This window comes from Yersinia antarctica, assembly GCF_056636475.1.
This window is the reverse complement of sequence record NZ_JBSJQF010000001.1, coordinates 448,690-462,705: the sequence shown is the minus strand read 5'-3', so window position 1 is coordinate 462,705 and position 14,016 is coordinate 448,690. Positions and strand designations below refer to the sequence as shown.

Genomic DNA, 14,016 nt, shown 5'->3' with positions numbered 1-14,016 from the left:
AGTTCCTTTCGCTTACGATTGTGGAATCGTGAGGGTTTGCCCTAGCTGGACATTACCTGACTTTATCTTGTTCGCCCGCTCAATCTCACTCATCGACACGCCATATCTGGCCGCAATGGCTGATAGCGTATCACCGCGTTTTACCAGATGTTTTACTGTTTTGTTTTTAGCAATTGTTTGGTTTTTTGGTGCCGCTGCCGTTACCGTGCTGCCCAATGCCGGCACTTTCAAACGCTGCCCCACCCACACCACATCATTTTTCAGCGTATTATTTTGCCGCAATAGCGCCATGCTGACACCGTATTGGCTCGCAATGCCGGATAAGGTTTCACCACGTTGTACTTTATGGATTTGGCTTTTCCCTGTCGCCACAGGCTTGACGGCAGAAACTCTGCCGCTTTGCGCATTGCTGACAATCGGTTCTGGCTGATTAACATTTGAACGCTGCACTGAAGAATCAACCGCCGCTGTTTCTATTAGCGGACGGTTTTCGACCTTTGGGTCGGCTTGTAGCGGATGCGCGAGGAAATAACTGCGCAAGCCTTTATAAATGGCCTGAGCAATCTTCTCCTGATACGCGCTACTGCCAAGCAGCCGCTCCTCCGTACTATTACTGATAAAGCCGGTTTCCACTAATAACGATGGAATATCCGGTGAACGTAACACCCCAAGACTCGCGTGTTCAGGCCGACGTTTATGAATGTCACCTACTGTTTGTAGCTCACGCAGCACCTTGGTCGCTACGTCGTAGCCCACCCGCTGGGAGTGGCCGAATTGCAGATCCAATACTGCCTGACTCAAATAGGGGTCTGACGCGGTATTCGCCAACACGTCACCGGCACCACCGAGCAATTCAGATTGTTTCTCATGCTGTTCCAGCCAGTTGCCCATTTCACTGTTAGCACGGCGATTTGACAGAACCCAGACCGAAGCCCCAGTAGCACTGCGGTTAGGTGCCGCATCCGCATGAATAGAAACCAGCACGTTAGCCCCCTGCTTACGGGCCACGTCCGAACGGCCCATCACCGAAATGAAGTAATCGCCATTGCGGGTTAAAACCGGTTTAAACATCGGGTCGCTATTAAGCAATGCTTCAAGTCGGCGGGCGATGGCAATCGTGACATTCTTCTCTTTCAGGCCATTTTGCCCGATTGCACCTGGGTCTTGCCCACCGTGACCGGCATCGATTGCCACCACTACACGATCGCTATTAGCAACACGGCTGGCTTTAATCGGGCGGGCGGTATTGGTGGTGACGGTATCACTGCTGACAACCACAGTCGGCTTATTGTTAAACGGGTTTTTAGCCTCCGATGTGGTGTTTGAACTGGTCACGCGCGGTGTCGTATTCACGTTATTGACCGGCGGCGTCAAACGCCCAGCATTCGGGCTAGGGGTATTGGTTTGGCTGAGTGGCCTACTGTTTGGGCTTAACGTGTTGTTTGAGCTTAACGTACTGTTTGAGCTTAACGTATTGTTCGGGCTTAACGTGGTTTGTACCTGACGAGCAGGGGCGGCTACGGTCATGGTAATGACCACCGTGTAGTTACTGCCCGACTGCTGTGTCACCGCGCGGGTTTTAACTTTTTGCGTCAATTCCAGCACCAGACGGGTGCTTTGCTCATCTTTCGGGGTACTGGAACGAATTCTTTTCAGCAGATTCTGCCCACTGAACTCCAAGGGTAAACCAGAGAGATTACCGCTTTGGCGGACATCCAACACCACTCGCTCAGGCGAACTCAACGAGAAAAAGGCATAAATCGGTTTACCATCAAAACTGAGCGTCACCCGGCTTTCCGTCGGGCCATTGTTCACCTTAATATCGGTGAGTTTCATAGCCAAGGCGGAAGGTAGGCTTAATAAACTAACCATAACCAACATGACTGCGGTAAACGATCGTTGGTAGCGATTTATTAGCATCAAGCTATGCATCATTATCAAATTATCCTTGCACAGCAGCTAAACGGCGCAATACATCCGCACCCGCATCAGAAAGGGCAACCAGACGGGCTTCACGCCCTTCAGCCTGATACGCCAAATGTAACTCTATATCGGCCCGAGGTAAGAACCCCTCACCTTGCTGTGGCCATTCCACCAGGCAAATTGCCCGCACATCGAAATAATCACGAATACCCATAAACTCCAGCTCCTCAGGATCCGCCAGACGATATAGGTCAAAATGGTAAACCGGTCTTGGAGTTAACGCATAAGGTTCAACCAAGGTATAAGTAGGGCTTTTAACATGACCAATGTGGCCAAGGGCCTGAAGGAAGCCGCGGCTGAAAGTTGTTTTTCCGGCACCTAAGTCACCGAACAGATAAATAACGCTAGCACCATTGAAGGCATGGGCCAAACGAGCCCCTAATGCAACGGTCGCTGCCTCATCAGGCAGAGGTAAAACGAGTTCTTTCATTCTGTGATATCTATCTTGCTAACTCAGGATTAACGTACTTCGGAATAACTGGCAGTAAATCTGTTGCCAGTAAACCCCGGGTGCCTTGAACTTCAGCCAGTTTGTCTGCGGCAACGCCATGCACGACACAACCTGCACAGGCAGCATCATACAGCACCAGCTTTTGTGCTATCAAACTACCAATAATACCGGACAGAATATCCCCCATGCCGCCGGAGGCCATCCCTGCATTACCAACATCAGCAATCGCCATCTCGCCCTGCTCACTGGCAATCAGGGTACCAGCACCTTTCAATACCACCACACCACCATATTGTTTAACGATGTTTCGGGCCGAAAGTAAGCGGTCACTCTCAATATCAGCGACGCGACAACCAAGCAGACGAGCAGCTTCCCCTGGATGTGGGGTCAATACCCGATTCTGACGCCTATGTGGATTTAATGCCAGCAAGTTGAGCGCATCTGCGTCCCATAATGCTGGTTTATCACTTTGTTGCAATAAATTCAGAGCATTCCGGCCCCAATCGGACTGCCCTAACCCTGGACCGACAACCAGGACATCAGCCCAGCCAATACCTTGTTCAAGAGTTTCCGGCGTTAACTCTTGTACCATCAACTCTGGCCTTGCCGCCAGAATCGGTGCCACATGCTCAATGTGAGTGAGCACTCGCACCAAGCCAGCCCCACTGCGCAGAGCGGCTTCACCGGCCATGCGAATCGCACCTCCCAGCCCTTTATCTCCGCCCACTAGCAACAATCGGCCATGTTCCCCTTTATGAGCACAAGGGCGGCGTGGCTGTAGCCATTGCGGTAGGTGATCTGCAGTCATTCGCTCAATTTGTAGCGGTTGAGTGAGCAGCCATGCTGTCAGCCCCAAGTCATTGCAGTGTAAATGCCCCACCCAATCACGGGCCTGACCGGTGAGCAAACCCGGTTTCAGCGCGACAAAAGTCAGGGTGTGGTCTGCGCGAATAACAGATCCGGGAGCAGCACCACTGTCGGCACTGAGTCCAGAAGGAATATCCAAGGCAATCTTTGCGGCCCGATGGCGATTCGCGGTGTCAATCAGCGTAGCATAAACGCCTTGCGGTGCCGCTCGCAGGCCAATACCCAACAATGCATCAATAATCAAATCAACATGTTGTGGCCACGGTGTCTCAGGCTGGTGAATTATGCCACCTGCCGCCAACCATTGGGATTGCGCCTGATGCGCTTGTGCGGGTAATGGCCGATTGCCGGGGCAGGCAATAAGCGTAACATTCAGCCCCGCGGCTAATGCCCGATTCGCAACGATATAACCATCGCCACCATTATTACCGTGGCCACACAATATCAACCAGTGACTCGCCGCTGGGTACTGTTTACGCGCCAGTTCAAAGGCCGCATCGCCCGCTCTGACCATCAGATCAAACAACGTTAGAGAAAAGTGTGCCGCGGCCACGGCCTCGTTCTGGCGTACCCAGTCCGCAGAAAAAACAGAGTGTGGTAAGCTGACACCGATTTGTTTCTTACTATGGTCCGTCATGGCACACCCCCTCGATCTGAATCAATTAGCCCAACATATCAAGCAATGGGGGCAATCGCTAGGTTTCCAGCAAGTCGGTATCTGCGATACGGATTTGTCTGCGGAAGAACCGCGGTTACAAACTTGGCTTGATAAACAATATCATGGCGAGATGGCCTGGATGGCTCGCCACGGTATGCTGCGCGCGCGGCCCCATGAATTATTACCCGGAACCTTACGGGTGATTAGCGTGCGGATGAATTATCTCCCTGCCAAGGCTGCATTTGCCAGCACATTGAACAATGCTAAGTTAGGTTATGTCAGTCGCTATGCGCTGGGCCGTGATTATCATAAATTGCTGCGCCAGCGGCTGAAAAGATTGGGCGATATGATTCAGAGTTACTGTCTGGAGCAGGCTCACGGTGACATCAATTTCCGCCCATTTGTCGATTCTGCCCCCATTATGGAGCGGTCATTAGCTGCAAAAGCAGGGATTGGCTGGGTTGGTAAGCACTCACTGATTTTAAATCGTGATGCGGGCTCCTGGTTCTTTCTTGGCGAATTACTAATTGATCTGCCGCTGCCGATTGATAAGCCGCAAGAGGAGCAATGTGGCCGTTGCGTTGCCTGTATCACCACCTGCCCGACCGGCGCTATCGTTGCACCCTATACCGTTGATGCTCGCCGCTGTATCTCCTACCTGACCATTGAACTTGAAGGGGCGATACCAGAAGAATTTCGTCCACTAATGGGAAATCGTATTTATGGCTGTGATGATTGTCAGCTTATCTGCCCCTGGAACCGCTTCTCACAATTAACTGATGAGGAAGATTTCAGCCCACGCGCCGTGCTACACACGCCACAGTTATTGGATTTATTTGCCTGGAATGAAGAGAAATTTTTGCGGGTTACGGAAGGTTCCGCCATCCGCCGCATTGGTCACCTACGCTGGCTACGTAATATCTCGGTCGCACTGGGCAATGCCCCCTATCTCGACAGTATCGTATTGGCACTGGAAGCGCGCCGCGGGATTGATCCAATGTTAGATGAACATATTGAGTGGTCAATCTCACAACAATTGAAAAGACGGTCTACACTGATTGTGGATGTTCAATCGCCACAGAAAAAAAGGCTGGTGCGGGCTATTGAGAAAGGCCTACCACGGGATGCCTGATATCCCCCTTTACCTGAAACTATATGCTGTTTGGTATGGCTTTTTTTTATGTATTTTTATAATGAATGAACTCGGAGTTTTCCTGTGCATAAAAATAAAAACACCTTGGCAATCAAGTGCGAAAAAAAGCGCAAGTCATCGGTATAACGTTTTCACAGAAAAATATATATCGCTAAATCAAAGAGATATGAAAGAGGGTTGCGCAGTGGATAAAATATGAGCTGGATATAAAAAAAGCAGAATCTGTGGATAAGTCTGTTGACGAAGTTAATACATTGTATGTACAACGCGGCATGGCGCGTTATGTAGCTGTGGATAAAAATAATAGAATTGAATAAAAATTTTGGAGCGGGAAACGAGACTCGAACTCGCGACCCCGACCTTGGCAAGGTCGTGCTCTACCAACTGAGCTATTCCCGCATTGAGATGCTTTTGCACCCTGCTGTATGTGACAGCATTTGATATTTACTGCTTATTCAGAAATAAATTTTGGAGCGGGAAACGAGACTCGAACTCGCGACCCCGACCTTGGCAAGGTCGTGCTCTACCAACTGAGCTATTCCCGCGTCGCTGCCATACGTCATAACAACGTATCACTTATATTTCTGACTTCTGAACTAAAGCTGCTGTACTGCCGGTCACTATCTTTATGGTTAAAGATTGGAGCGGGAAACGAGACTCGAACTCGCGACCCCGACCTTGGCAAGGTCGTGCTCTACCAACTGAGCTATTCCCGCTTGGTGCCGTCTTACTTTTTACAACGTTTTCTACACTTAACTCGTACTAAATCGGTCTGCGCATGTTTGCGAATTCTTCATCGGTACGGGGTGCGCATTATACGAGAAATCCGTTTTGCCGCAAGCCCCTAAAAGCAAAAAAATCATTTTTTGGTTCAAGTGACGATTAAAACAGCAATGTGGCGTTTTTACCAGCGCCGGGCAAAGTATATACCTAAAGTTATTGAAACAGCAGGAGTGTAAGCGCGACTATCCCTGCTGCTTCAAGGCCGCAACAAAACCCCAAAGTCATTGGAGTAGCAGGTAGGCTGCCAGCAAACGCATCCCGATGAGTCTATTTATTTTAAGGTCAACGGGCAGTCAGTGATTCGGGTGAGCTAACGCAGCTAACACCCCTGCTGCTTCAAGGCCGCAGGGGATCAAGATTGAATAAAATGCTCGCGGTAATAGGCAAGCTCAGCCACAGATTCACGGATATCGTCTAGTGCTTGATGGGTATTTTGTTTTTTGAAACCCGGCAGAATCTCTGGTTTCCAGCGGCGTGCCAGCTCTTTTAGCGTGCTGACATCCAGATAGCGGTAGTGGAAATAAGCTTCAAGCTCTGGCATATAACGGAACAGGAAGCGGCGGTCTTGGCCCACACTGTTACCACAGATAGGTGAAGCGCCCGCTGGAACCCACTGTTTCAAGAATTCAATGGTTTGTAATTCAGCATCACTATCACTAAATGGGCTGGCTTTAACCCGTTCCACCAAACCACTGCCGGTATGGGTACGCACATTCCATTCATCCATAAGCCCAAGCTGTTCATCCGACTGACGAACCGCCAATACTGGGCCTTCGGCTAGAATATTGAGATTAGCATCGGTGACCAGAGTGGCTATCTCAATGATCCGATCGCGCTCAGGATCAAGACCGGTCATTTCCAGATCGATCCAGATCAGATTATTTTGATTCTCTGCCATAATATTTCCTGCCTGTTAGCGGGTGAGACTACCGAACAAACGGTTAATTGATAAAATAATGTGTATCATAGCCCTTTTGGTCGCAACCAGCGATATACCCAAAGAAATTGGCGTTGCAGGTAGGTAGCAAGCAAACGAATCCCGATAAGATTACACCGATGCGGGGGAGTGAAGCGAGTAGCCCCAGCGGCTTCAAGTATGAAGGGTATTAATGCAGATTCAAGTGAGGCGCAGTGAGTAAGAATAAACTGTCGAAAGGTCAACAACGCCGTGTGCAGGCAAACCATCAGCGTCGGCTACGCACTGATAGAAAACCTGAGTTAGATGACTCTCAGCTTGGCGATGCGCAAGAAGGTATCGTAATCAGTCGTTTCGGCCAGCACGCCGATGTCGAAGCCACCGATGGTGTTCAACACCGTTGTAACATCCGCCGTACCATTAAATCACTGGTTACCGGTGACCGTGTGGTCTGGCGCCCAGGCTTGCAAGCTCAGGAAGGTGTGCGGGTTAAAGGCATTGTCGAAGCCGTACATGAGCGTACATCCGTGCTGACACGCCCTGATCTGTACGACGGCGTGAAACCGATCGCCGCAAATATCGATCAGATCGTGATCGTTTCGGCGATCTTACCTGAACTTTCTCTTAATATTATCGATCGCTATCTGGTGGCCTGTGAAACACTGGAAGTCGAACCGTTAATTGTGTTGAACAAAATCGATTTACTGGATGCCGATGGCCGTAAATTCGTTGATGGCATGATGGAGATTTACCGTCGCATTGGCTACAACGTGCTGGAAGTCTCAAGTCAAACCCGTGAAGGGATGGAAGCCTTTGAAAAGGCACTGGCTGGGCGCATCAGTATCTTTGCCGGTCAGTCCGGCGTGGGTAAATCCAGCCTGCTGAATGCCCTGTTACCACCAACGGATAACGAAATTCTGGTCAATACGGTATCGGGTAATTCAGGTCTGGGTCAGCACACCACCACCGCAGCCCGCTTATATCACTTCCAGCAAGGCGGCGATGTGATTGACTCACCGGGGGTGCGTGAATTTGGCCTCTGGCATCTGGCACCGGAACAAATCACTCAAGGATTTGTCGAATTCCGTGATTATCTCGGCCATTGCAAATTCCGTGATTGCAGCCATACCACCGATCCCGGTTGTGCACTGCGCGAAGCGGTAGAACAAGGCAAAATCGCTGAAGAGCGTTTCGATAATTACCATCGAATCCTGGAAAGTATGGAACAGGCGAAGCCGCGTAAGACATCTGATAGCGACGAGAAATGATGTCTCGATAGTCCTGTTGAACATGCTTTAGCTAAAAACTGTGGGCGCAGAAAGATATATACCCAGTGACTTCAAGATGCAGGTAGGCGGCAATTGAGCGAAGCCTCAGGAGCTTACTCAAGTAAGTGACTGGTGTGAGGCAGCCAACACCCCTGTATCTTGAAGGGCGACGGGTATTATGCGCCCCCTCATTAATTTTAATGTTTACCCAGAGGTCTACGTGCTGGACAGTATCAAAATCAGATTACAATATTTACTCCCAAAACTTGGCCTGACTCGTTTGGCAGGCTGGGGGGCAGATAAGCAAGGTGGCTGGCTGACCCAACTGGTGATCAAGGCATTTGCCCGCTACTACCATGTTGATATGAAGGAAGCCCAGGACCCTGAGTTCTCTGCTTATCGTTCGTTTAATGAGTTCTTTGTGCGCCCACTGCGCGCGGGTGTGCGCCCTGTTGTAGCGGAAGAAAACCTCTTGGCCCAACCTGCCGACGGCGCTATTAGCCAGTTAGGCGCAATTCATGACGGGCAAATTTTGCAGGCAAAGGGCCACAACTACACGCTGGAAGCCCTACTCGCCGGTAACTATATGTTGGCTGCTGAGTTCCAAAATGGCCATTTTGTCACCACCTATCTGGCTCCACGTGACTACCATCGCGTCCATATGCCGTGTGACGGTATCTTGCGCGAAATGATTTATGTGCCAGGTGATTTGTTCTCGGTCAATCCATTGACTGCGGCTAATGTGCCTAATCTCTTCGCACGTAATGAACGTGTTATTTGCATCTTTGATACCGCTTTTGGCCCGATGGCACAAATTCTGGTAGGTGCCACTATTGTTGGCAGCATAGAAACCGTCTGGGCTGGCACCATTACCCCGCCACGAGAAGGTGTGATTCGCCGATGGACCTATCCGCAAGCAGGAACTGAAGGCGCGGTAGTGCTGGAAAAAGGGCAAGAAATGGGCCGCTTTAAGTTAGGCTCGACAGTGATTAACGTGTTTGCTGAAGGTAAAGTCTATTTAGCACCACAGTTAAACAGTGGTTCTGTTACCCGCATGGGTGAAGTATTAGCCGAAGCCGTCCCTACTGCTATACCCTAAGTAATTCGAGTTGCAGTAAGGCGGCAAGCGAATAAACCCGATGAGTTGACGCTAGTCAATGATTCGGGTGAGCGAGAGCAGCCAATGCATATGCAGCTTGAAGTATGACGGGTATAAACGTAATCGATGTTAAGGAACCCTTACGTGCGCCTAATAATTTCTCGATTTTTTGGTAAATCACTCTCTTTTGGCCTGTTACTGTCATTTGTCATGCTGCTGTCTTTGCCGTTGCATGCGGCAACTCAGCCTAATGAAGATCAGCTCAGACAAGAGCTGAAACAGGCTGAAACCAATAAAGGGATGCCAAATCAGACCGAAATTGTTCAGGCGCTGCAATCGGCTCTTAGCTGGCTGGCGGATGCAAAAGAGTCTGATATCCGCGCCCAGCAGTATCAAAAAGCCATTGATGACTTCCCCAAACTGACCCGCGAGTTACGCCAGGAACTGGCGCAAGAAGGGGATAAACCCCTGCCCGTACCCAGTAACATGTCTACCTCCGAACTGGAACAACAAGTGCTGCAAATCAGCAGCCAGTTGTTGGAATTAAGCCGTCTGTCGCAACAAGAACAGGATCGGGCGCGGGAAATCAGTGAATCCCTCAGCCAGTTGCCTCAGCAGCAATCAGAAGCTCGGCGAATTCTGACTGAAATCAGCACCCGCCTTCAGGCACAAAGTAACCCCGCCAATCCGGTCGCACAGGCACAGTTTGCATTACTACAAGCAGAAGCCGTGGCCCGTAAGGCTAAAGCCAATGAACTGGAGCTTTCTCAGCTCTCAGCCAACAACCGGCAAGAGCTGTCACGGCTGCGCGCCGAGTTATACAAAAAGCGTCAAGAACGGGTTGATGCTCAGCTCCAAACCTTACGTAATAATCTCAATAACCAGCGTCAGCAGGCGGCTGAACAGGCACTTGAGCGCACCGAGTTACTGGCGGAACAAGGGGGCGATTTACCTGAGTCAATCATCCAGCAACTGCAAATCAACCGCGAGCTATCCCAAGCGCTAAATCAACAGGCGCAACGCATTGATCTGATCTCTTCGCAACAACGGCAAGCGGTAGCCCAAACCCAACAAGTCCGGCAGGCTCTCAGTACTATTCGTGAACAGGCCCAGTGGCTGGGCGTTTCAACCGCACTGGGGGAAACACTGCGGGCACAAGTTGCAAGATTGCCTGACGTACCGAAATCTCAGCAACTGGATCGTGATATGGCGCAGTTGCGGGTTCAACGTCTGCAATATGAAGACATGTTGGAGAAGTTACAGCAGCAAAATGTCAAATTAAAGCAAAATGATGGTACACCGCTCACCACCGAACAGCAGCGGATCCTTGATGCTCAATGGCGCACACAGCGCGAATTGCTGAATTCTCTGCTGTCTGGCTATGACACCCAGATTCTAGAATTAACCAAGTTGAAAGTGGCCAACAGTCAGTTGGTGGATGCGCTAAGTGAAGTTCGCGAGGCCACTCACCGTTATCTGTTTTGGGTCGCAGATGTCAGCCCAATATCACTGTCTTACCCGATTAACGTTGCCCATGACCTGACCCGCTTACTGTCGCTGGATACACTTTCGCAGTTAAGTGGCGCGTTCGTCATGATGATGACCAGCCAAGAGACACTGCTACCGATCAGCGCAGCCTTGCTGTTTGTCGGTTTCAGTATCAGCTTGCGTCGCCACTATCATGCCTTCCTGGAGCGTGCTAGCAGCCGGGTGGGTAAGGTTACGCAAGACCATTTCTCCCTGACATTACGTACCGTTTTCTGGTCAATTCTGATGGCGCTGCCGCTACCGGTATTGTGGGCCGCGCTCGGCTATGGCCTGCAAAACGCTTGGTCATATCCAATGGCGATCGCCATTGGTAATGCCGTCACTGCCACCGTGCCAGTACTGTGGCTGTTTATGATAAGTGCCTCGTTTGCACATCCTCATGGCCTGTTTATCACCCACTTCCGCTGGTCACCGGCGCAGGTCGGGCGGGCAATGCGTTTTTATCGCATGTCTGTGTGGTTGATTATCCCATTGATGATGGCACTGATTACATTCGAGAATTATAACGACCGTGAATTCGCTGGTACCCTGGGCCGCCTGTGCTTTATTTTGCTGTGTGTTGCCTTAAGTCTGGTGACCAATAGCCTGAAACGAGCCGGTATTCCACTCTATCTGGATAAAAAAGGCTCGGGCGAGAACATCATTAACGTGGCGTTATGGGGGCTACTGCTATCTGCCCCACTGATTGCGGCATTGGCCTCGGCGCTCGGTTATCTCACCACCTCACAGGCGCTACTGGCGCGTTTGGAAACCTCGGTTGCCATCTGGTTCTTCTTGTTGGTGGTTTACCATATTATCCGCCGTTGGATGCTGATTCAGCGCCGCCGTATTGCTTTTGACCGAGCTAAGCAGCGGCGAGCCGATATTCTGGCGCAGCGCGCCCGCGGTGAAGAAGATACGCCGCACAATAACAGTACCGAAGGGTCCATTGATGTTGAGGAACCGGTCATTGATCTGGATGTGATCAGCGCCCAATCTCTACGTCTGGTGCGATCGATCCTGACGATGATCGCCTTGGTTTCAGTGATAGCATTGTGGTCTGAGATTCATTCAGCTTTTGGTTTTCTGGAAAATATTCGCCTGTGGGATGTGTCATCCACCATTAACGGTATTGAGTCGGTGCAGGCGATCACCATGGGATCACTGCTGATCGCTATTTTAGTGATGGTTGTGACTACCCAGCTAGTGCGCAACCTACCTGCCCTACTGGAACTGGCGCTATTGCAGCATCTGGATCTGACGCCGGGGACGGGCTATGCCATCTCCACCATCACCAAATATCTGTTGATCCTGTTCGGCAGCTTGCTCGGTTTCTCTATGTTAGGGATCGAGTGGGCGAAATTCCAATGGTTGGTTGCCGCACTTGGTTTAGGTTTGGGGTTCGGTTTGCAGGAAATTTTTGCCAACTTTGTTTCTGGTCTGATCATCTTGTTCGAGAAACCGATCCGTATCGGCGATACCGTGACCATACGTGATCTCACCGGTAGCGTGACCAAAATCAATACCCGTGCCACAACTATTTCTGACTGGGATCGCAAAGAAATTATCGTGCCGAATAAGGCATTTATTACTGAGCAATTTATTAACTGGTCACTGTCAGATTCAATTACCCGTGTGGTACTCACAGTGCCGGCTCCGGCTGAAACCAGCAGTGAGGAAGTGACTGAGGTGTTACTTACTGCTGCACGCCGCTGTACCTTGGTATTGGATAACCCGGCACCCGAGGTCTATCTGGTTGATCTTCAACAAGGGATTCAGATTTTCGAACTGCGTATTTACGCCGCCGAAATGGGACATCGTATGCCACTGCGCCATGAAATCCACCAGTTGATTCTGGCCGGTTACCGTGAGCACGGCATTACTCTGCCATTCCCACCCTTCCAGGCTCGGCTGGAAACACTGGGGCGTGGCGCTGGCCGCACTATTACTTCAGGGCGCGGCCGCACACCGGGTAGCTTGTAAGTTAAGTTGACGTATCGATAGAAAAATGGCCTGACTCTGTGAAGAGTCAGGCCCAATAATCAGGAATATTACCCAAAGTCATTGGTGTTGCAGCAAGGCAGCAAGGCAGCAAGTTCATTAATCCCGATGAGCTTACATCAGTAAGTGATTCGGGTTCGTGAACGTAGCGAACACCGCTGCGGCGCCAAGGGCGAGGGGTTATTAAGCACGCCCTACTGGGAATGCGATAACCTCATCTAATCTTTCCGCCCCCAGCGCCAGCATCACCAGACGATCAACACCTAACGCCACTCCTGAGCAATCCGGCAAGCCCTGTTTCAAGGCGGCAATTAGGTTCATATCAATTGGGTTCTGCGGTAAACCCCGTTTGGCTCGAATGCGATTATCTTGCTCAAAACGTTGCAGTTGTTCATCACCATCAGTCAGCTCATGGAAACCATTCGCTAACTCAATACCTTTGAAGTAAACCTCAAAACGTTCTGCTACTCGGTGATCTTCAGTGCTGATCACCGCCAGTGAAGCTTGAGACGCGGGGAAATGATAAACAAAGGCGGGTTTATCGCGGCCAATGTGTGGCTCGACTCCGACGGTAAACAGCAGCTGCAATAGCGTATCGCGATCTTCTTCTGTATCGGCAATATTACTTAAATCCAGTTTTGCCGCGGCTTCACGCAATTGTGCTTTATCTGCCGACAATGGATCAATGTCTAAGTGGCGCAGGAATGCTTGCTGATAAGACAAGGTTTCAGCGCTATTACAATCCAGTATTTGCTGCAACAGGTCATCAACCTCATTCATTAAGCGATACATATCATAATGTGGGCGATACCATTCCAGCATGGTGAATTCAGGATTGTGATGACGGCCAGCTTCTTCATTGCGGAAACTGCGCCCCAATTGATAGATAGATCCACTGCCTGCCGCCAACAAGCGCTTCATGTGGTATTCCGGGCTGGTCATCATGTACAGCGTCATACCATCGGCAGCGCCCGGGCCAACAAACCGGGTTTGGAATGGGACTAAATGAACGTCCGTCACTGTCGCTTGGCTCATGGTTGGCGTTTCAACTTCTAATACGCCACGATCGGCAAAAAAGCGCCGGATCTCTGCCATTATTGCTGCGCGTTTCAACAAATTGGCGATAGGTGCACTCGGCTGCCAGCTTGCCGTTTCGCTCATGGTGGTTAACTCCGAAATCAAACAGGGGATGCAGTCTACTCGCATCTACTCACTCAGACAAATCTGTCACTCATCAGCCCGATTTTTGGCTTGAATTCAGCATTTCACGCTGCAAAAAAGACTTTAGCCCAGTAGATCCTGTTTGGGAT

General features: G+C 50.4%; 9 protein-coding genes and 3 tRNA genes. 4 read left to right on the top strand and 8 right to left on the bottom strand.

The genetic code is table 11. From position 1 onward, the window contains the following. Window positions 1-12: 12 nt before the first annotated feature. From amiB to nnr, 3 genes are all read right to left on the bottom strand, one after another. Complete coding sequence (amiB, locus tag ACWJJO_RS02060; RefSeq protein ID WP_481091554.1) at window positions 13-1,881, bottom strand: N-acetylmuramoyl-L-alanine amidase AmiB; 1,869 nt, start codon at window positions 1,879-1,881, stop codon at window positions 13-15. 61 nt (window positions 1,882-1,942) lie between these two features. Beyond that, on the bottom strand, window positions 1,943-2,413 hold the full coding sequence (gene tsaE, locus ACWJJO_RS02055) for a tRNA (adenosine(37)-N6)-threonylcarbamoyltransferase complex ATPase subunit type 1 TsaE (protein WP_481090573.1): 471 nt from the start codon (window positions 2,411-2,413) through the stop codon (window positions 1,943-1,945). A 10-nt stretch (window positions 2,414-2,423) separates the two neighbouring features. Next, a complete protein-coding gene (gene nnr / locus ACWJJO_RS02050; protein WP_481090572.1) occupies window positions 2,424-3,938 on the bottom strand; it encodes a bifunctional ADP-dependent NAD(P)H-hydrate dehydratase/NAD(P)H-hydrate epimerase in 1,515 nt (504 codons plus the stop codon). Here nnr and queG point away from each other — a divergent pair. After that, complete coding sequence (gene queG, locus ACWJJO_RS02045; protein ID WP_083160985.1) at window positions 3,937-5,091, top strand: tRNA epoxyqueuosine(34) reductase QueG; 1,155 nt, start codon at window positions 3,937-3,939, stop codon at window positions 5,089-5,091. The two genes, nnr and queG, sit on opposite strands and share 2 nt — an antisense overlap. A gap of 344 nt (window positions 5,092-5,435) precedes the next feature. On the opposite strand, the gene ACWJJO_RS02040 is transcribed toward queG, so the two are convergent. The 4 genes from ACWJJO_RS02040 to orn all read right to left on the bottom strand — a co-directional run bounded on the left by ACWJJO_RS02040 (window position 5,436) and on the right by orn (window position 6,793). Next, window positions 5,436-5,511: transfer RNA gene (locus ACWJJO_RS02040), tRNA-Gly, on the bottom strand. Between the two features lie 70 nt (window positions 5,512-5,581). Next, window positions 5,582-5,657: transfer RNA gene (locus tag ACWJJO_RS02035), tRNA-Gly, on the bottom strand. 95 nt (window positions 5,658-5,752) lie between these two features. Next, window positions 5,753-5,828 (bottom strand) — tRNA-Gly (locus ACWJJO_RS02030). Between the two features lie 419 nt (window positions 5,829-6,247). Then, complete coding sequence (orn, locus tag ACWJJO_RS02025; protein ID WP_481090571.1) at window positions 6,248-6,793, bottom strand: oligoribonuclease; 546 nt, start codon at window positions 6,791-6,793, stop codon at window positions 6,248-6,250. 233 nt (window positions 6,794-7,026) lie between these two features. On the opposite strand from orn, the gene rsgA reads away from it, so the two are divergent. The 3 genes from rsgA to mscM all read left to right on the top strand — a co-directional run bounded on the left by rsgA (window position 7,027) and on the right by mscM (window position 12,688). After that, a complete protein-coding gene (gene rsgA, locus ACWJJO_RS02020; RefSeq protein WP_005187493.1) occupies window positions 7,027-8,079 on the top strand; it encodes a small ribosomal subunit biogenesis GTPase RsgA in 1,053 nt (350 codons plus the stop codon). Between the two features lie 220 nt (window positions 8,080-8,299). Next, complete coding sequence (gene asd / locus ACWJJO_RS02015) at window positions 8,300-9,178, top strand: archaetidylserine decarboxylase (RefSeq protein WP_481091553.1); 879 nt, start codon at window positions 8,300-8,302, stop codon at window positions 9,176-9,178. A 126-nt stretch (window positions 9,179-9,304) separates the two neighbouring features. After that, complete coding sequence (mscM, locus tag ACWJJO_RS02010; protein ID WP_102970487.1) at window positions 9,305-12,688, top strand: miniconductance mechanosensitive channel MscM; 3,384 nt, start codon at window positions 9,305-9,307, stop codon at window positions 12,686-12,688. Window positions 12,689-12,889: 201 nt separating this feature from the next. Here mscM and epmA read toward each other — a convergent pair whose 3' ends face one another. Next, window positions 12,890-13,867: an elongation factor P--(R)-beta-lysine ligase gene (gene epmA / locus ACWJJO_RS02005; RefSeq protein ID WP_083160989.1), complete on the bottom strand. Its 978-nt coding sequence runs from the start codon at window positions 13,865-13,867 to the stop codon at window positions 12,890-12,892. Window positions 13,868-14,016: the final 149 nt, after the last annotated feature.